The organism is Pseudomonas sp. Pmew2, assembly GCF_058129885.1.
In genome coordinates this window covers 2,235,049-2,253,584 of record NZ_CM176702.1, presented here as the reverse complement: position 1 = coordinate 2,253,584, position 18,536 = coordinate 2,235,049, and the positions used below count along the sequence as shown (strand labels likewise).

Genomic DNA, 18,536 nt, shown 5'->3' with positions numbered 1-18,536 from the left:
AGCAAATCGCCGAAACGGTTGTCTTTGAGCCCTGTTACACATACTGTTACAAATGTGCATCGCCAGTCGCACACACGTAATGGCGATGTAAACGGGATAACAACGACAACGGACTCCAAGCCGACGAGCCTGAGCGAGTAACTAAATGGCCTCCACAACAAGTAAGGGCAAAGCGATCTTTCGCGTTGTCAGCGGTAACTTCCTCGAGATGTTCGATTTCATGGTCTACGGCTTTTACGCCACGGCCATTGCCAAGACATTTTTCCCCTCCGACAGCGCATTCGCTTCGTTGATGCTGTCGCTGGCGACCTTCGGCGCAGGCTTCCTGATGCGCCCCTTGGGCGCGATCTTTCTCGGTGCCTATATCGACCGTCACGGACGTCGCAAGGGCCTGATTATCACCCTCGCGATGATGGCAATGGGCACTTTGCTGATTGCCTGTGTGCCGGGCTACGCCACTCTGGGCGTTGTTGCACCGCTGCTGGTGCTGCTCGGTCGCCTGCTGCAAGGCTTCTCGGCTGGCGTCGAGCTGGGTGGTGTTTCGGTGTACCTCGCTGAAATCTCGACACCGGGTCGCAAAGGCTTCTTCGTCAGTTGGCAGTCCGCCAGCCAACAGGCTGCCGTGGTATTCGCCGGTTTGCTGGGCGTTGGTCTGAACCACTGGCTGAGCCCGGAGCAAATGGGCGAATGGGGCTGGCGCGTGCCGTTCCTGATCGGCTGCCTGATTGTGCCGGCGATATTCATCATCCGCCGTTCGCTGGAAGAGTCCCCGGAGTTCGAAGCCCGTACCCATCGCCCAACGCTCCGTGAAGTGGTGCGCTCCATCAGCCAGAACTTCGGCCTGGTGCTGGGCGGCATGGCATTGGTGGTGATGACCACCGTGTCGTTCTACCTGATCACCGCCTACACTCCGACCTTCGGCAAGAACGAACTGAACCTGACCGACCTGGAAAGCCTGCTGGTGACGGTCTGCGTGGGTGTGTCCAACTTCATCTGGCTGCCGATCATGGGTTCGTTCTCCGATCGCATCGGCCGCAAGCCGCTGTTGATTGCAGCGACCGTGCTGGCCATCGCCACCGCCTACCCTGCGCTGTCGTGGTTGGTAGAGCACCCAAGCTTCAGCCACCTGCTGATGGTCGAGCTGTGGTTCTCGTTCCTGTACGGTTCCTACAACGGCGCAATGGTCGTGGCGCTGACCGAGATCATGCCGGTCGAAGTCCGCACCACCGGCTTCTCGCTGGCCTACAGCCTGGCGACCGCAACCTTTGGTGGCTTCACCCCGGCGGCCTGTACTTACCTGATTCACGAATTGGGTAACAAGGCAGCGCCCGGTATCTGGCTGACGGGTGCCGCTGTGCTGGGTCTGGTTGCTACGCTGGTGCTGTTCCGCAAAGGCGGGCAGAAGCTGGAAGCGCCCGGAGCACCTGCAACCGCCTGATTCATCGCTTGATCGATCAGATAGCTGTAACGGCTAAAAGCAAAAACCCCGGCACGAGTTGATCTCGGCCGGGGTTTTGCTTTTTCAGACAGCGCGCCTCCAGGGTCGAAAGCCAAGCCAGAGCAACACCCCGGGCAATTGCAACGCAATCATTAAACCCAGCGACCACTGATAGGACTCAAGCGGATGACCGGCACCCTGCGCAACCGGCCACAGGTTGAGCACCACTCCCATCAGCCACTGGAGGAAGAACGCGAGCACAAACACCACCAGATTGAAGGAAGAGCTGACCCTGCCCGCCAGCTCCGGTGCAACCGATTGCGCCACAATGGCGTAGTTCATGGTGGTCGACGTGCCGAAGAAGCTGAAGCCCATCGCAACAATATAGGGTGACACCGGTAGACCACTGGCCATCAGCATCTGGAAGCCGATGAAGATCACCATCCCTGCACCACAGACCATGATCGACTGTACACCGAACCTGCGCAGATAATCAGTGATCGTGCCGAACGTCAGAGACCCTGCCACCATCGCGATGGCGCCGAACAGCAGTACATTGGCCATGCCTGAATCGCTCAGCCCGGCCATGTCACGCAACCACGGTCCCATCCACAGCGACAGTACCGACATGTAGATGGCGTGCGAAAACACGGAATACAACGCCAGACGCCAGAACGTCCAGGAAGAGTAAAGTTTGCCGACTGCGGCAAACATATCGCTGTAGCGGGTGTTTCTGGTCTCGTAGGCTTTGGGAACACTGAGGTGTATGACCACGGCCACACAAAAGGTCAGCAGCGCCAGCATCAGAAACGCTTCTCGCCAGGTCGGCCAGCTCAGCAACGCATGCAAAGGCGTGGTCGACGCCATCGCGCCCAGCCCGCCAATCGACAGCAGGCAGGCAGTACTCAGTGGCAAACGCTCGACCGGCAACCAGATGGCACATGCCTTGATCGCACTCATCAGCGAACCCGCAACGCCCATACCAATCAGACCCCGCCCGATCAACAACCCTGTCTCGGTGCTGGAAATACTGAAGATGACCGAACCGGCGACTGCAAACAACAGCATCGGCGCCTGCACGCTGCGCGGGCCGTAACGATCAAGCATGACGCCAAGGGGAATCTGTGCGGCAGCGAAGGTCAGAAAATACACGCCAGTCAACAACCCCAGGCTGCTCGCAGGCAAACTCAGGTCGGCCTGCAGATCGACATAGATCACCGCATTGACGGTACGAAACAGGTAGGAAACGAAATGCCCCAGACCAAAGGGGATGAAGATCGTCAGAAACAGCAGGAAGAAGCTGCTTTTGAGGGGGTGTTGCGATCCGTCCATGGCCGAACTGCTCATCCTTGGCTACTCCGTCATCCACAAGGGCTGTGCCTGACAGGTTCTCATGACACGCAACAAAACAAAACGGGCGAAGCCTGCATGTGCGCAGGGTTCGGCCCGCTTATTTGCTGCCCGGTCAGACCGGGCAGTTCAAAAGTTCAACATTTACTGCGGAAAGGCAGGCGGATTGACGTCTGCCATGTCTTCCATCACGCGAACAACCTGGTGGCTGTAGCCAAACTCGTTGTCGTACCAGACGTACAGCACAACGCGGTTATCGTTGACAATGGTGGCTTCGGCATCCACAACACCGGCGTGACGCGAGCCGACGAAGTCAGTGGACACCACTTCCTGCGAGTTCACAAAGTCGATCTGCTTGTGCAGGTCCGAGTGCAGCGCCATGTAGCGCAGGTACTCGTTCATTTCTTCGCGGGTGGTCGGCTTCTCGAGGTTGAGGTTGAGAATGGCCATGGACACGTTCGGCGTTGGAACGCGGATCGCGTTACCGGTCAGCTTGCCGGCCAGTTCAGGCAGTGCCTTGGCAGCAGCGGTGGCGGCACCGGTTTCGGTGATCACCATGTTCAACGCAGCGCTGCGACCACGACGGTCGCCCTTGTGGAAGTTGTCGATCAGGTTCTGGTCGTTGGTGTACGAGTGAACCGTTTCAACGTGACCGTTGGTGATGCCGAACTTGTCGTTGACAGCCTTGAGCACCGGCACGATGGCGTTGGTGGTGCAGGATGCCGCGGACACGATTTTGTCATCCGCAGTGATTTCACCGTGGTTGATACCATGCACGATGTTCTTCAGCTTGCCTTTGCCCGGCGCGGTCAATACAACGCGGTCGACGCCAGGGCAGGCCAGATGCTGACCCAGACCGTCGGCATCACGCCATACACCGGTGTTGTCCACCAGCAGAGCGTCCTTGATACCGTATTGGGTGTAATCCACCTCGGACGGGTTCTTGGCGTAGATGACCTGAATCAGGTTGCCGTTGGCAGTGATGGTGCTGTTGGCTTCATCAATGGTGATGGTGCCATCGAACGGACCATGTACCGAGTCACGACGCAGCAGGCTGGCACGCTTGACCAGATCGTTTTCCGCGCCTTTGCGGACCACGATGGCACGCAGACGCAGACCGTCGCCACCGCCCGTCTTCTCGATCAGAATCCGCGCCAGCAGGCGACCGATACGACCGAAACCATAAAGCACGACATCGGTGCCCTTGCGCGGGCTGGTGCCCTGCTGACCCACTACACTGGCCAGCTCTTCACGTACGAACTGCTCGGGCGTGCGGCCGTTGCCTTCAGTCTTGAACTTCACGGCCAGCTTGCCCAGGTCCACCGAAGCGGCACCCAGTTTGAGCTCGCTCATCGCTTTTACAAGCGGGAACGTCTCGTGTACGGACAACTCAACCGCATCGGACTGACGATGACGCGCAAAGCGGTGAGCTTTGAGAATCGCGATGACTGAACGGTTGATCAGGCTGCGGCCATAGATCGAACTCACCACATTATTATTGCGGTAGAGCTGACCGATGAGCGGGATCATCGCTTCGGCGAGAGCTTCACGATCGATCCATTCACCAAGACACTGGTCGGGCTTCTGAGTCACGGGAACCTTCCACATGTAGGGGCTGAAAAAAGGGGCTACATTATGACCGCGCCTTTGTTCATGAGCAATGCGCGACTGTCATATCGATGGGCACTACATAATTTTCGCCCGTAAATACGCGGTAACACTCTGGAAAACTGACAGCCACCACCTTCCCCCGTTACAATCGCCGCCCCTGTTGCAACGCCTGGAGCCCGACCTTCCCGTGCCAGTTCTGCGTCTACCGCATCTTTCTGCCGCTGCAGGCAAACAACACTGGGGCAATCTTCCCGGTGCCGCACTGAGCCTGGCCATTGCCGAGGCCGCCAGCGCAGCCAAGCGCTTTACCCTGCTACTGACCGCCGACAGCCAGAGCGCCGAGCGGCTGGAGCAGGAGCTGAAGTTTTTCGCGCCCACGCTGCCGGTTCTGCACTTCCCGGACTGGGAAACCCTGCCCTACGACCTGTTTTCGCCGCACCAGGACATCATTTCCCAGCGCATCGCCAGCCTTTATCGCCTGCCGGAGCTGGAGCATGGCGTTTTGGTAGTACCGATCACGACCGCCCTACACAGACTCGCGCCGACCAAATTCCTGCTCGGCAGCAGCCTGGTGCTGGATGTCGGCCAGAAGCTTGATGTGGAAGCCATGCGCACGCGCCTGGAAGCCAGCGGCTATCGCTACGTGGATACGGTTTACGAGCACGGCGAGTTCACTGTGCGCGGCGCATTGATCGACCTGTTCCCGATGGGCAGCAAGCTGCCGTTCCGTATTGACCTGTTCGACGATGAAATCGAAACCCTGCGCACCTTCGATCCGGACACGCAGCGTTCCATCGACAAGGTCGAGTCGGTGCGCTTGTTGCCTGCTCGTGAGTTCCCGCTACAAAAAGAAGAAGTCACGCGCTTCAAGGCACGCTTTCGCGAGCGTTTCGATGTGGACTTCCGGCGCAGCCCGATTTTCCAGGACTTGAGCAGCGGCATCACGCCTGCCGGTATCGAGTACTACATTCCATTGTTCTTCGAAGAAACCTCGACGCTGTTCGATTATCTGCCGCAGGACACTCAGGTGTTTTCCCTGCCGGGTATCGAGCAGGCCGCAGAAAATTTCTGGAACGACGTGCGCAACCGCTATGAAGAACGCCGCGTCGACCCTGCACGGCCACTGCTGCCGCCGGCCGAGCTGTTCCTGCCGGTGGAAGACTGCTTTGCACGCTTGAAAAACTGGCCGCGCGTGGTGGCCAGCCAGCAGGATGTCGATGTCGATGTCGATGCCGGAGCCGGACGCGAACGCTTCCCGGCCCAGACCCTGCCGGATCTGTCCATTGAAGCCAAGGCGAGTCAGCCATTGGCGGCATTGTCGACATTTCTTGATGACTTCCCCGGTCGCGTGCTGTTTACCGCCGAGTCCGCCGGTCGCCGTGAAGTGCTGCTGGAACTGCTTGAACGCCTGAAACTGCGGCCGAAAACGGTCGACAGCTGGCAGGACTTCGTCGATGGCAAGGACAGGCTGGCAATCACCATCGCCCCGCTGGACGACGGCCTGCTGCTGGAGCAACCGGCACTGGCGCTGGTCGCTGAAAGCCCGCTGTTCGGCCAGCGGGTCATGCAGCGCCGCCGTCGCGAAAAGCGCACCGATGGCGGCAATAACGACGCCGTCATCAAAAACCTTACCGAACTGCGTGAAGGCGCGCCGGTGGTGCACATCGACCATGGCGTTGGCCGCTATCTGGGGCTGGCGACACTGGAAGTCGAAAATCAGGTCGCCGAATTCCTGATGCTGGCCTACGCCGAGGATGCCAAGCTGTACGTCCCGGTCGCCAACATGCACCTGATTGCCCGCTACACCGGCAGCGACGACGAGAGCGCGCCACTGCACCGCCTGGGCTCGGAAACCTGGCAGAAAGCCAAGCGCAAGGCGGCTGAACAGGTTCGCGACGTAGCTGCCGAACTGCTGGATATATACGCACGCCGGGCAGCCCGTGAGGGTTATGCCTTCGCCGACCCGAAAGCCGACTACGCCACTTTCAGCGCGGGCTTCCCGTTCGAAGAAACGCCGGATCAGCAGACCACCATCGAGGCCGTGCGCGCCGACATGCTGGCACCCAAACCGATGGATCGCCTGGTGTGTGGCGACGTGGGCTTCGGCAAGACCGAAGTGGCCATGCGCGCCGCCTTCATTGCCGTGCACGGCGGGCGTCAGGTGGCCATTCTGGTGCCGACCACCCTGCTCGCCCAGCAGCACTACAACAGCTTCCGCGACCGTTTCGCAGACTGGCCGGTGACGGTCGAAGTGATGAGCCGCTTCAAGTCGGCAAAGGAAGTCAGCGCCGCCGTTGCCGATCTGGCCGAGGGCAAGATCGACATCGTCATCGGTACGCACAAGCTGTTGCAGGATGACGTCAAGATCAAGAATCTCGGCCTAGTGATCATTGACGAAGAACACCGCTTCGGTGTCCGCCAGAAAGAACAGCTCAAGGCACTGCGCAGCGAGGTCGACATTCTGACCCTCACCGCAACGCCGATTCCGCGAACCCTGAACATGGCCGTGTCGGGCATGCGTGATCTGTCGATCATCGCCACGCCACCGGCGCGCAGGCTGTCGGTACGCACCTTCGTCATGGAGCAGAACAAGCCGACCATCAAGGAAGCCCTGCTGCGCGAGTTGCTGCGCGGCGGCCAGGTCTACTACCTGCACAACGACGTCAAAACCATCGAGAAATGCGCGGCGGATCTGGCCGAACTGGTGCCGGAAGCCCGTATCGGCATCGGCCACGGGCAGATGCGCGAGCGCGAACTCGAACAGGTGATGAGCGATTTCTACCACAAGCGCTTCAATGTGCTGATTGCCTCGACCATCATCGAGACCGGCATCGACGTGCCGAGCGCCAACACCATCATCATCGAGCGTGCCGACAAGTTCGGCCTGGCCCAGCTGCACCAGTTGCGCGGCCGCGTCGGGCGTAGTCACCACCAGGCCTATGCCTACCTGCTGACCCCGCCGCGCAAGCAAATCACCCCCGACGCGGAAAAGCGTCTGGAGGCGATTGCCAATACCCAGGACCTGGGCGCGGGCTTCGTGCTCGCCACCAATGACCTAGAGATCCGAGGCGCAGGCGAACTGCTCGGGGACGGCCAGAGCGGTCAGATCCAGGCCGTGGGTTTTACCCTGTACATGGAAATGCTCGAGCGCGCGGTCAAGTCGATTCGCAAGGGCGAACAGCCCAATCTCGATCAACCGTTGGGCGGCGGACCGGAAATCAACCTGCGTGTACCGGCATTGATCCCCGAAGCCTACCTGCCGGATGTACACACCCGCCTGATTCTCTACAAACGCATCGCCAACGCGGCAGACGAAGAGGCGTTGAAAGACTTGCAGGTAGAAATGATCGACCGCTTCGGCCTGTTGCCGGAGCCGACCAAGAACCTGGTGCGCATCACGCTGCTCAAACTGCACGCTGAACAGCTGGGTATCAAGAAAATCGACGGCGGCCCGCAAGGTGGACGCATCGAATTCGCGACCGAGACTCCAGTTGATCCGCTGACCCTGATCAAGCTGATCCAGAGCCAGCCCAACCGTTACAAGTTCGAAGGTGCCACGCTGTTCAAATTCCTGGTGCCCATGGAGCGCCCGGAAGAGCGTTTCAATACCATCGAAGCGCTGCTTGAGCGCCTGACCCCGAAAACTGCTTGAAGGATTCACGCATGCGTCTGTTTCGTTCATTGATCCTGCTGCTGACGCTGATCGCGCCGACCGCGTTCGCCGACGGCTTGTATCAGGTCGAGATTCTGCTGTTTCGCCAGAACGGCGAACCCGCCTCGACCCGTCAGCTTGTCCCGGAAAACTGGGACAAGGACGCGCAGAAGATCGCCGCGAACGATGAACGAAGCCCCGCCCTCAATGATCTGGCCAGCAAACTGCAGGGCAGCGGCAACTACCAGGTGCTGATGCAGCGCGCCTGGCAGCAGAGCATCGGCACCGAGCCGGGCAAGGTTGCCGTCACCAGTGGTGACGAGCGGCTCGGGCACTTCCCGATCGAGGGCACCGTGAGTCTGGCGATGGCACGCTTTACCGATATTGATGCACAATTCTGGGTCAACCAGCTGGACCCGCATGGCGTGGTCATCAGCAGTGAACGATTGAAGCAGACCGCCAGGGTAAAAAACGGTGAGCTGACCTATCTGGACAATGGCAACCTCGCGTTGCTGATCAAAGTTTCTCCTCTTTGATCTTTACGTACGCAAGGGACGCGAAGGCGCCCCCTTTCTTTTGAGCATCGCTGCGGCGTAGGGCCTTTTAAAACTTGTCGTCCATTCTCGAAAAAGTCCTGGCCTCGGCCTGGACAGACTTATTCAACGATCGAACGCTTGAGCGAGGGCTTGACTACGCCCGGCAAAAACGCATCGTGCTGGAAGACTCCAGCCCGCAGATCATCCGTACCGCATGCCGCGGCTCGGGTCTGGAAATCTACACCCAGACCCTGCTGTTCAAGGACCCGGATCGCTACAAGAACTACCTGACCTGCAAATGCACCTGCCCGGTCCGCAACGACTGTAAGCACTGTGTGGCCGCGCTGCATTTTCTCCAGGACCCGCAGAACCGGCCGCTGCTGCAAGCCGCGCTGGCTTCACACCAGCAGGAAATGGAAAAGCATATCGAGCAAAAGCCGAAGCTGCCGGAACGCCTGATCGATAACCTGCAACCGCGGCCAAGACTGATTCTGGCAAGCATCGAGTTCAGCGCCTACGAGCCACGCAACGGGCGCATGCAACGGCATATTCAGCACCGTGCCGCGTTGGCCTTCGCTTACGGCAAGCATTACGCGGTCGGCACCACCAACGTCAGTATTCTGGTCAGTTCGCTGGGCAGCGACCTGGTGAATCAGAAAAGCGACATCATCGAGCACACCGACACCGAAACCCTGCGCATCCGTCGTCAGGGCGAACGGGAGCGGCAGTTGCGTCAGGAACTGGCCGACCTGGGCTTCAAGGTCGCCACCCGGCAGAGCAAGGCCTTGCCCGACAGCGCTGGCGACATGTACGAACTGCCCAACGACAAGGCCTGGCTGCATTTCGTCCTCGACGACCTGCCACGCCTGCGCGAGCAAGGCTGGGAAATCGACATTCAGGACGAGTTCGGCTTCGACGTTACCCCCGTGGAAGACTGGTATGCCGTCATTGATGAAGAGAACGAGCGCGACTGGTTCGACCTGGAACTGGGCATCATCGTCAACGGCGAACGCCTGAGCCTGCTGCCGATCCTGATCAACCTGATCCGCAGCCATCCCGAACTGATGAGCCCCTCGGCCGTGGCCAAGCGCGGCGACGAAGAACAACTGCTGGTGCAGCTCAACCACTTCACCCAGAGCGGCGGCAGCCCGGTACAGATCGCCCTGCCCTACGGCCGACTCAAGCCGGTACTGGCGACGCTGGGCGACTTCTACTGGCGTCAGGAGGGCAACAACGCGCTGCGCATGAGCAAGGCCGATGCAGCACGCCTGACCCAGCTAGAAGACCTGCCGCTGACCTGGCAGGGTGGCGACCGTCTGCGCCACTTCGCCGAACGCCTGATCAACATCAAGGACGCGCCGGTCAGCCTGCCCGATGGTCTTAACGCCACACTGCGCCCTTATCAGCTGGAAGGCCTGAGCTGGATGCAGTCCTTGCGCGAGCTGGAAGTCGGCGGCGTGCTGGCTGATGACATGGGGCTGGGCAAAACGCTGCAGACCCTGGCTCACCTGTTGATGGAAAAACAGGCCGGACGCCTCGACCGCCCCGCACTGGCCGTCATGCCCACCAGCCTGATTCCCAACTGGCTGGACGAGTCCGAGCACTTCACCCCGGACCTCAAGGTACTGGCCCTGTATGGCGCCAATCGTCATCAGGACGCTGGCAACCTGCAGGATTACGACCTGATCCTGACCACTTACGCATTGCTGCCTAGAGATCTGGAACTGCTTGAGAAACAGCCCTTCCACGTGCTGATTCTCGATGAAGCGCAGTACATCAAGAACCCGAACAGCAAGGCCGCCCAGGCCGCACGCAACCTCAACGCACGTCAGCGCCTGTGCCTGAGCGGTACGCCACTGGAAAACCACCTGGGCGAGCTGTGGTCACTCTTCCACTTCCTGATGCCCGGCTGGCTGGGCAACAGCAAGGAATTCAATAGCAATTACCGCACAGCCATCGAAAAGCATGGCAACCAGGACCGCTTGCATCACCTCAATGCGCGCATCAAGCCGTTCCTGCTGCGTCGCACCAAGGAACAGGTCGCGACCGAACTGCCACCCAAGACCGAGATCATCCACTGGGTAGACCTCAACGACGCGCAGCGCGATGTGTACGAAACCGTGCGCCTGGCGATGGATAAAAAGGTCAGGGACGAAATCACCCGCAAAGGCGTGGCACGCAGCCAGATCATCATTCTCGAAGCGCTGCTCAAGCTGCGTCAGGTGTGCTGCGACCTGCGCCTGGTCAATCAGGACATGCCGGTCAACAGCAAACAAGGCACGTCAGGCAAGCTCAACAGCCTGATGGAGATGTTCGAAGAACTGCTGGCCGAAGGTCGCAAGATTCTGTTGTTCTCGCAGTTCACTTCGATGCTCAGCCTGATCGAGGAAGAGCTCAAGCAGCGCGGTATCGCCTACGCCCTGCTGACCGGATCGACCCGCGATCGCCGCACACCGATCCATGATTTCCAAAGCGGCAAGCTGCCGATCTTCCTGATCAGCCTGAAAGCTGGCGGCACCGGCCTCAACCTGACGGCCGCCGATACCGTGATCCACTATGACCCGTGGTGGAACCCGGCAGCGGAGAATCAAGCGACCGACCGTGCTTATCGTATCGGTCAGGACAAGCCGGTGTTCGTCTACAAGATGATCGCGCGCGGCACCGTGGAAGAGAAAATCCAGCGCCTGCAACGGGAAAAGTCAGCGCTGGCAGCCGGTGTGCTTGATGGCCGCACAACCGGCGACTGGAAACTGCGCGACGAAGACCTTCAGGCCCTGTTTGCACCGCTTCCCGCAGCCCCGAAGAAAACCCGCAAGTAAACCCGTCCGGCGCTATTCAACAGCAATATGCTGAAGGATCTGCGCCGTGGACAAGACCGTAGCGTATTCACCGTGCAGGTTGGCCAGCGACATCGCGTGCACGTCTTCGGCACTACGCGGCGTGCCGAAGAAGTCTGCTTGATCAAAGGTAAAGCAGGCGTCATGCGCGACCATCACGTTAAAGCCAAGATTGCCTCCACTGCGCGCGGTGGACTCGACGGAATTGTTGGTGATCACGCCGACAATCACCACCTGCCCGATCCCGTCCGAGCGTAACCACATCTCCAGAAACGACCCGCAAAACGCGTCAGGCACCTGCTTGCTCAACTCCCGCTCATCGGCGTGCGGCAAGAACGCTGGCTGGTACTCGACCCCCGACTGCTCCGGCCAGAACACTGATTCGGGTGACGTCGAGAAATGCCGGACATGAATCACCGGCCGCCCGGATTGTCGCCAGGCACTCAGCAGCGCGCCGATATTCGCCTCGGCTTGCGGATTGTTACGCCGCCCCAGCTTGGGATGATTGATGCCCTGCTGCATGTCGATCAGGATCAGCGCGCTGTTGCCTTGAGTATCCATGATGAATCAGTCCGAACTTTTGGTTCAGCAAGACTATCGCAATCAAGGTCTATTCTGGTCGCAATCGTCGACAGGCTCAGGCTTGTCCGAGACCCGCCCCTCAAGGAGAACATCGTGATCGAACACCTTAAACTCGCTGGCAAAGTAGCGCTCGTGCAGGGCGGCTCCCGAGGCATCGGTGCAGCCATTGTCCAGCGACTGGCCAAAGAAGGCGCCGCCGTGGCGTTTACCTACGTCAGCTCCGAGGTCAACGCTTTGGAGATTCAAGACAGCATCGTCGCCAATGGCGGTCGGGCACTGGCCATTCGCGCAGACAGCGCCGATGAGAAAGCCATTCGCCAGGCCGTGCAGACCACCGCTGAAACCCTTGGCAGGCTGGACATTCTGGTCAACAACGCCGGCATTCTGGCGATCGCACCACTTAACGACTTCAAGATGCAGGACTTCGACAAAACTCTGGCGATCAACGTGCGCAGTGTGTTTATCGCCAGCCAGGAAGCCGCCCGGCACATGGAAGAAGGCGGCCGCATCATCAACATTGGCAGCACCAACGCCGACCGCATGCCTTTTGCAGGCGGAGCAACCTACGCCATGAGCAAATCGGCGCTGATTGGCCTCACCAAAGGCATGGCCCGCGACCTCGGCCCGCAGGGCATCACCGTCAACAACGTCCAGCCCGGCCCGGTGGACACCGACATGAACCCGGCACAGGGCGAATTCGCCGAAACCCTGAAAGCACTGATGGCCCTGCCCCGCTACGGCACAAGCGAAGAAATCGCCAGCTTCGTTGCCTACCTGGCAGGCCCGGAAGCCGGCTACATAACCGGTGCCAGCCTGACCATCGATGGCGGCTTCAGCGCCTGAACTTCACGAGACGAGCGGCGCTGCGCCTCAGCGCCGCACCGCCTTCTCGGGCTTTTCAGTGGCGCATAAGCGTTTATTTGCTTAACCGCATGAAAAATCTGAAAAAAAGTTTTGCGTTAGGAAAAGGTTTCGACTACATTAGCGCGCCTCGACAGACACAACGTTGTCGTCGAGATACGGTGAGGTGTCCGAGTGGCTTAAGGAGCACGCCTGGAAAGTGTGTATACAAGAAATTGTATCGAGGGTTCGAATCCCTCCTTCACCGCCATATTAAGAAAAGCCTGTGAATTCAGTTACTTAGAGTTCACGGGTTTTTTGTTTGTACTACTCACAGTGCTGCAAGTTCTCGCCGGTCAGCGCTTCCCCTCCCCCGATGGCTGGGGATGTGCATACATTCTCGACGCCCGCACACCCTTCTCCAAGCCCGCCAGCTTCTCAGTCTGACTACTCGCCAGCCCGTCGCACTTTCTGCACAGGACAAGATTCTGTGGGTGCTCATGAAAGATCGGCACGACTACTTCACCGGCGAAGGCGAGCTGTGGTTCGACAATCAGAACCACATCGCCAGCGCGTTTGCTTGCAGCCTTACTGTTGCAAAGGCGTTCATCAAGAAATTGCGTGAGCATGGATACCTGACCATCGAGAAGCGCCGTATTCATGGCTGCGCATATTCCAACTCGATGACGATCACTCGCGACCTTATTCTGGCGTCCATGTCGCCGCTGGAGGCCATCCCTAAGCCTGTAGCGGTCACGCCAAACCCAAGAGGCGAACGTGTGCCTGAGTACACCCCTGCTCCCTTGCCAAAAGCGGCGCAGATTGCACCGGCGCCCAGCGTTATCGCGTACGACGAACACTTCGAAGATCAGCCGGAATGGATGAGAGACGTAGCCTAAATTCGATCTCGCCATGGTCGGAAATCGTCTATCCGGGGTAGACGGAATTCGACCGGTAGTAAGACCGATATTCAATAAGACAGATGTAGAAAGACAAAAGCATTAGAGGGTTTTCACTCAGCGTCGCTCATCTTGCTGATTCAAGCTGACGCGGTAACTTTTAAATTTTTCGCCGTCGGTGTATTGCTTGCTGTAATAATTGTAAACAGCGCCTTTAACATCAATACCCACTCCACTCTGAGTATCGCGAATTACGACATCCTGCACATTACTATCCGTAATCATAAAAGAAGCCTGTTTGTTTAGCTGCTTTAAAATCTCCTGATCGGTTCCTTGAATCTGATTGTCGATGTAGAGTCTCAGAGTATCCAAATCAGTAGCAGGTGCACCGTAGCGAGTTACGTATACCCACGCCCCGCCCTTAACCTCCTGCTTAATAACAAGCTCATCAGCATCTGCAATGCCACCGACCACCGAGTCAAGAAAGTAATCAATAACTAAAAGACCTAACAGGCACCAGAACAGAATTTTGTACACATTGCGCGACTTAGTATCCTTTTGACTTTGCATATTCAATACCTTGTTCTATCCAATATTGGTCAGTTGGATCATCGCCATACGGCGCACGCCAGTACCACTTCCCCCAATCCACCTTGGTGCTCTGCGTCCCTGAACGTTTCTGAGCAAACCCCGCAGCCCTCAGCAGAATCTGATCAGGCAACTGACCAGCTCTGCCCACGGCGCCGTAGTGAAAATTGCCGAAATCTTCCCACGCATGATTCTGCTGCTTATAGTCCCATGGACCATGATTACGTACTTTGTAATAAAACCAACTCATGAATGCACCGACAGCGGGGTCCTTCTTCCACTGATCGTTCGCAAGCTTCATGTGCACATCGACACTAACGCCGGGAGGTATCGCTTCTGGCATTTCATAGTTCATGGCTTGCTCTCTTCCAAACGCGCACAGGATCAGGCGTAAATTTTATTGCTGATGGCATCCCAGCCGCCCGCAATTTGCCCTGCGCCTTGCCCAGTCTTTCGACTTTGTTTGGAGTAGATTAATTTGATGCGGCCATAATTTAACGCAATCAGCTCACTCGGAAACGCATTAGACTGATCGCCATTGCCCGTTAAAGCGAAAGAGCTAATTATAACCTCCTCAAGCACTATCTCAAGGTATTTAACTTTCGGATCGCCAGCCCTAAATATATGAACCGACACCTGCTTAAAAATGTTTTCCACTACAGCAAGCCTCATGAAGTTTGGGGGTAGCGTTATCTACAGGTTTGCGGACAAGCAAATCACTTAAGTAAGCGCGACCAGAAGTTGCACCGCCAGCGGACGTAGCTGTAGCGGACGCTGTCTGACTGGCCGAGAGGTCGAAATCCTGTAGCTCAATCCAGTTTTCGTAACCTTCGGAGAGCGTTTCTCCGGGAATACCTTCGATTTGTAGGTAGGCTTCAAATGACATACTTAATTCCTTTTAAGGTTTTCGCAAGGGTTAGCATGATACTGAGATTCCCGCGCTGACGGAACAGTGAGGTCGTTTTCCCTGTTTTCCAATTCTCATGCTGCCTGCTCGCGCTACATTCGACGGCGATTGACTGTGCTGACTGGAAATATCTTTGGGGTCGGGTCAGCTTCAACGCTGCTAAACAGAGCGCAGAGGGGGGGGGCAGTCGAGCACAGCTTAATGATAGTGCGGTGCTTCCGATCCCGATTCAGATTCAGATTGTTCAGCGTACGAACTGGCAGTCTTCAGAAATAGGCGTCTTGGCAATGTCGCCCCTGCCGGTGCAGGCCAGAGTAATGCGCCTACCCTTTTGCAACTGAGCTATAGTAGGGTCTTTTGCATCTTCAAATGAAAACTGGGGTTCCATGAATTGATTGACTCCACCTTGCAGCGTTACGTAAGGACGACCCCGGAAATCTGTTGGGACAGAGCAGAAATTAAGGGTGGCAATGCCAAGGACGTAGGCTACGGCTCTCCAGCCGGTGGCATTTAGCCTCCCAAAGAGAGTTCGATGGGCGTTTTTTTAATCGGTTACGACTTGATATCTCCAGAAAATGACTACTCGGCAATTATTTCTAATATTAAGAGATCCACAACGACAGCCACTTCCCTTGAGCCCAGATGTAGGTGATGTCACCAGACCCGATTCGGCGCCGGCACATCAAACTCTCGATTCAAGATGTTCGGAATATAAGACCGCTCAACCGTCGCTGGCTTGTAGGCGTGTGATCCAGGTTGTTCGCTGACCAGCTCCAGTTCCCGCATCAGGCCTCGCACCTTGAACCGTCCAATTTGCTCGCCGTCTTCCAGCATCATCGACACGATGATGCGGCGTGAAGATGCGACCGTGTGACCGCATCTTCACAGGCATGCACAGGCTTGAAGCACATGTTATTTTTACCGCACATAGCGTGTATCGTAAAAAACTCAACCTTCGCCGCCACCGCCGCACGAAATCAGTTCAATAAGTCCCATCTGATACCATTTATTCTGGCAACTCCACCCGTGTTCAAATGTAAACGCACTTGCAGTGCCGCTGAATGCAACGCCCAATGTGAGCGCCAAGGCGATTCCAATATTTCGCGAACGCACTTTCTTCATATTGTCTTTCATAAATGCTCCATAGTTTTAGCGGGTAATGCGAGCCTGTAAAGGCTGCATGAACGTCACAATACCCTACCGACTTTAACGCTTTATTGTCGGCACTCAAGGTACACTGCCGCGGCCCTAAAACGTGACCAGGCAAACAGCGACCCTAAGTCAGCTGCATGAGTTTTGATTTAGAGATGCACTTCTCTATGGCACATTTGAGTACTGAAACCTAATACGATCAATAGCACAAATGGGCTAATAGCCTCATGCCACAAGGTCAGGCAGCACACGCGTCCCGGTGTCAGAATATTTGTCGCCTCTCCGGTTTTTCCTAGGGTCTGTTCCCGTTTCACATTGGCAGCCACAGAAAAGCGCAGGCCATTGCTATGACGCTTTCATAGTTTCTCTTGAGTTTGTCGAACCGAGAAGCCGCCGCCCGGAAATGCTTCAACCGGGCAAAGGCGTTTTCTACGAGATGTCGATTGCGATATAACCCTTTGTCCAGATCTGCGTTCCCTTTCAGAGAATTGCGCTTTCGTGGAATCACCACTTTGCTGCCTTGCTGCTCGACCTGAGCGCGTATCGCTTCAGTGTCGTAGCCCTTGTCCGCAATGATCACTTCTGCATTGGGCATCTTGGCAATCAACGAGGCCGCCTGCGAACAATCATTGGTCTGGCCTCCGGTCACGTCAAATGCAATGGGCAGCCCACAAGCGTCTACAGCCAGGTGAATCTTGCTGGTGTTACCGGCTCGGCTTTTTCCGATGGCCTGGTCCTGCGTGCTGGCAGCACCTGCACTGTGCTGATGAGCCTTTACATAGCTGCCATCAATGAAAACCCACTCCATGTCAGGATCGGTCATCAGCACCTCAAGCACCTTGACCCACTTGCCTGAAGCAGACCAGGCATTGAACCGCTTGTAAACCTTGCTCCAGTTTCCAAACGCTTTCGGCAGGTCTCGCCAAGGGCAACCCACACGCATGCGGTACAGCATGCCTTCAACCGTGGTGCGCAAATCTCGCTTGTTGTAGATCGATTCGTGCAGCAAAATTTCTCGAAGCTTCGGCCAGTGCTCATCACTGAGCATTAATCGGGGCATTGCAGGCTCGTATTGGTGTTGTGTGAGAACTCCAACAATACGGGCCTGTTCTCATAGAGATCAATGGGTTACGTCGAAACGGGAACAGACCCTAGGGTCTGTTCCCGTTTCACATTGGCAGCCACAGAAAAGCGCAGGCCATTGCTATGACGCTTTCATAGTTTCTCTTGAGTTTGTCGAACCGAGAAGCCGCCGCCCGGAAATGCTTCAACCGGGCAAAGGCGTTTTCTACGAGATGTCGATTGCGATATAACCCTTTGTCCAGATCTGCGTTCCCTTTCAGAGAATTGCGCTTTCGTGGAATCACCACTTTGCTGCCTTGCTGCTCGACCTGAGCGCGTATCGCTTCAGTGTCGTAGCCCTTGTCCGCAATGATCACTTCTGCATTGGGCATCTTGGCAATCAACGAGGCCGCCTGCGAACAATCATTGGTCTGGCCTCCGGTCACGTCAAATGCAATGGGCAGCCCACAAGCGTCTACAGCCAGGTGAATCTTGCTGGTGTTACCGGCTCGGCTTTTTCCGATGGCCTGGTCCTGCGTGCTGGCAGCACCTGCACTGTGCTGATGAGCCTTTACATAACTGCCATCAATGAAAACCCACTCCATGTCAGGATCGGTCATCAGCACCTCAAGCACCTTGACCCACTTGCCTGAAGCAGACCAGGCATTGAACCGCTTGTAGACCTTGCTCCAGTTTCCAAACGCTTTCGGCAGGTCTCGCCAAGGGCAACCCACACGCATGCGGTACAGCATGCCTTCAACCGTGGTGCGCAAATCTCGCTTGTTGTAGATCGATTCGTGCAGCAAAATTTCTCGAAGCTTCGGCCAGTGCTCATCACTGAGCATTAATCGGGGCATTGCAGGCTCGTATTGGTGTTGTGTGAGAACTCCAACAATACGGGCCTGTTCTCATAGAGATCAATGGGTTACGTCGAAACGGGAACAGACCCTAGGGTTTGTCTGAAAGTACTAGATTGCCGTCAGAAATCGCGTCCACAAGCTTTTCTGATTGTCAGATCCTGTTTCTGCCGTCCTGGCTGCACCGCTTTGCGGATCTGGAAGATGACGTACTACGGCCCCGAT

14 protein-coding genes, 1 tRNA gene and 2 pseudogenes are annotated in these 18,536 nt (G+C 57.0%); 7 read left to right on the top strand and 10 right to left on the bottom strand.

What is annotated here, in order from left to right; translation table 11 throughout:
• Positions 1-145: 145 nt before the first annotated feature.
• A complete protein-coding gene (locus AC4ANK_RS10350) occupies positions 146-1,438 on the top strand; it encodes an MFS transporter (protein WP_002552884.1) in 1,293 nt (430 codons plus the stop codon).
• An 84-nt stretch (positions 1,439-1,522) separates the two neighbouring features.
• On the opposite strand, the gene AC4ANK_RS10345 is transcribed toward AC4ANK_RS10350, so the two are convergent.
• Positions 1,523-2,785, bottom strand: a complete 1,263-nt coding sequence (locus AC4ANK_RS10345; protein WP_002552883.1) for an MFS transporter — start codon at positions 2,783-2,785, stop codon at positions 1,523-1,525.
• Between the two features lie 147 nt (positions 2,786-2,932).
• Entirely contained in the window at positions 2,933-4,396 is a 1,464-nt protein-coding gene (locus AC4ANK_RS10340) for a glyceraldehyde-3-phosphate dehydrogenase (RefSeq protein WP_005734450.1), read from the bottom strand.
• 190 nt (positions 4,397-4,586) lie between these two features.
• Between AC4ANK_RS10340 and mfd the strand changes: the two genes are divergently transcribed.
• The 3 genes from mfd to AC4ANK_RS10325 all read left to right on the top strand — a co-directional run bounded on the left by mfd (position 4,587) and on the right by AC4ANK_RS10325 (position 11,406).
• Positions 4,587-8,051, top strand: coding sequence for a transcription-repair coupling factor (mfd, locus tag AC4ANK_RS10335; protein WP_460383017.1), 3,465 nt, complete (start codon positions 4,587-4,589; stop codon positions 8,049-8,051).
• An 11-nt stretch (positions 8,052-8,062) separates the two neighbouring features.
• Positions 8,063-8,587 carry a CsiV family protein gene (locus AC4ANK_RS10330; protein ID WP_002552880.1) on the top strand — a complete coding sequence of 175 codons (525 nt, stop codon included), beginning with the start codon at positions 8,063-8,065 and terminating at the stop codon, positions 8,585-8,587.
• A gap of 74 nt (positions 8,588-8,661) precedes the next feature.
• Positions 8,662-11,406: a DEAD/DEAH box helicase gene (locus tag AC4ANK_RS10325; RefSeq protein WP_002552879.1), complete on the top strand. Its 2,745-nt coding sequence runs from the start codon at positions 8,662-8,664 to the stop codon at positions 11,404-11,406.
• Positions 11,407-11,418: 12 nt separating this feature from the next.
• Here AC4ANK_RS10325 and AC4ANK_RS10320 read toward each other — a convergent pair whose 3' ends face one another.
• On the bottom strand, positions 11,419-11,985 hold the full coding sequence (locus AC4ANK_RS10320; RefSeq protein ID WP_002552878.1) for a cysteine hydrolase family protein: 567 nt from the start codon (positions 11,983-11,985) through the stop codon (positions 11,419-11,421).
• Between the two features lie 114 nt (positions 11,986-12,099).
• Between AC4ANK_RS10320 and AC4ANK_RS10315 the strand changes: the two genes are divergently transcribed.
• From AC4ANK_RS10315 to AC4ANK_RS10305, 3 genes are all read left to right on the top strand, one after another.
• Positions 12,100-12,849, top strand: coding sequence for a 3-oxoacyl-ACP reductase family protein (locus AC4ANK_RS10315; protein WP_002552877.1), 750 nt, complete (start codon positions 12,100-12,102; stop codon positions 12,847-12,849).
• A gap of 178 nt (positions 12,850-13,027) precedes the next feature.
• Positions 13,028-13,117: transfer RNA gene (locus tag AC4ANK_RS10310), tRNA-Ser, on the top strand.
• Positions 13,118-13,346: 229 nt separating this feature from the next.
• Entirely contained in the window at positions 13,347-13,745 is a 399-nt protein-coding gene (locus AC4ANK_RS10305; protein WP_031596108.1) for a hypothetical protein, read from the top strand.
• Between the two features lie 117 nt (positions 13,746-13,862).
• On the opposite strand, the gene AC4ANK_RS10300 is transcribed toward AC4ANK_RS10305, so the two are convergent.
• From AC4ANK_RS10300 to AC4ANK_RS10270, 7 genes and pseudogenes are all read right to left on the bottom strand, one after another.
• A complete protein-coding gene (locus AC4ANK_RS10300) occupies positions 13,863-14,315 on the bottom strand; it encodes a hypothetical protein (RefSeq protein WP_031596106.1) in 453 nt (150 codons plus the stop codon).
• Positions 14,293-14,688, bottom strand: coding sequence for a polymorphic toxin type 44 domain-containing protein (locus tag AC4ANK_RS10295; protein WP_004659794.1), 396 nt, complete (start codon positions 14,686-14,688; stop codon positions 14,293-14,295). The genes AC4ANK_RS10300 and AC4ANK_RS10295 overlap by 23 nt, the downstream gene beginning before the upstream one ends.
• A gap of 29 nt (positions 14,689-14,717) precedes the next feature.
• A pseudogene (locus AC4ANK_RS10290) lies at positions 14,718-15,219 on the bottom strand (Hcp family type VI secretion system effector).
• A gap of 644 nt (positions 15,220-15,863) precedes the next feature.
• Positions 15,864-16,086: pseudogene (locus tag AC4ANK_RS10285) on the bottom strand (IS3 family transposase); the annotation flags it as partial.
• 102 nt (positions 16,087-16,188) lie between these two features.
• Positions 16,189-16,374, bottom strand: a complete 186-nt coding sequence (locus tag AC4ANK_RS10280) for a hypothetical protein (RefSeq protein ID WP_031596102.1) — start codon at positions 16,372-16,374, stop codon at positions 16,189-16,191.
• Between the two features lie 328 nt (positions 16,375-16,702).
• Complete coding sequence (locus tag AC4ANK_RS10275) at positions 16,703-17,452, bottom strand: IS5 family transposase (RefSeq protein ID WP_460382697.1); 750 nt, start codon at positions 17,450-17,452, stop codon at positions 16,703-16,705.
• A 109-nt stretch (positions 17,453-17,561) separates the two neighbouring features.
• Positions 17,562-18,311 (bottom strand): IS5 family transposase, encoded by a 750-nt coding sequence (locus AC4ANK_RS10270; protein ID WP_460382697.1) that lies wholly within the window; start codon positions 18,309-18,311, stop codon positions 17,562-17,564.
• Positions 18,312-18,536: the final 225 nt, after the last annotated feature.

Excerpts from the sequence above, each read along its gene's own strand:
- AC4ANK_RS10350 (WP_002552884.1), top strand. The coding sequence starts at position 146 with ATGGCCTCCACAACAAGTAAGGGCAAAGCGATCTTTCGCGTTGTCAGC.
- AC4ANK_RS10345 (WP_002552883.1), bottom strand. The coding sequence starts at position 2,785 with ATGAGCAGTTCGGCCATGGACGGATCGCAACACCCCCTCAAAAGCAGC.
- AC4ANK_RS10340 (WP_005734450.1), bottom strand. The coding sequence starts at position 4,396 with ATGTGGAAGGTTCCCGTGACTCAGAAGCCCGACCAGTGTCTTGGTGAA.
- AC4ANK_RS10330 (WP_002552880.1), top strand. The coding sequence starts at position 8,063 with ATGCGTCTGTTTCGTTCATTGATCCTGCTGCTGACGCTGATCGCGCCG.
- AC4ANK_RS10320 (WP_002552878.1), bottom strand. The coding sequence starts at position 11,985 with ATGGATACTCAAGGCAACAGCGCGCTGATCCTGATCGACATGCAGCAG.
- AC4ANK_RS10305 (WP_031596108.1), top strand. The coding sequence starts at position 13,347 with ATGAAAGATCGGCACGACTACTTCACCGGCGAAGGCGAGCTGTGGTTC.
- AC4ANK_RS10300 (WP_031596106.1), bottom strand. The coding sequence starts at position 14,315 with ATGCAAAGTCAAAAGGATACTAAGTCGCGCAATGTGTACAAAATTCTG.
- AC4ANK_RS10295 (WP_004659794.1), bottom strand. The coding sequence starts at position 14,688 with ATGAACTATGAAATGCCAGAAGCGATACCTCCCGGCGTTAGTGTCGAT.
- AC4ANK_RS10280 (WP_031596102.1), bottom strand. The coding sequence starts at position 16,374 with ATGAAAGACAATATGAAGAAAGTGCGTTCGCGAAATATTGGAATCGCC.
- AC4ANK_RS10275 (WP_460382697.1), bottom strand. The coding sequence starts at position 17,452 with ATGCCCCGATTAATGCTCAGTGATGAGCACTGGCCGAAGCTTCGAGAA.
- AC4ANK_RS10270 (WP_460382697.1), bottom strand. The coding sequence starts at position 18,311 with ATGCCCCGATTAATGCTCAGTGATGAGCACTGGCCGAAGCTTCGAGAA.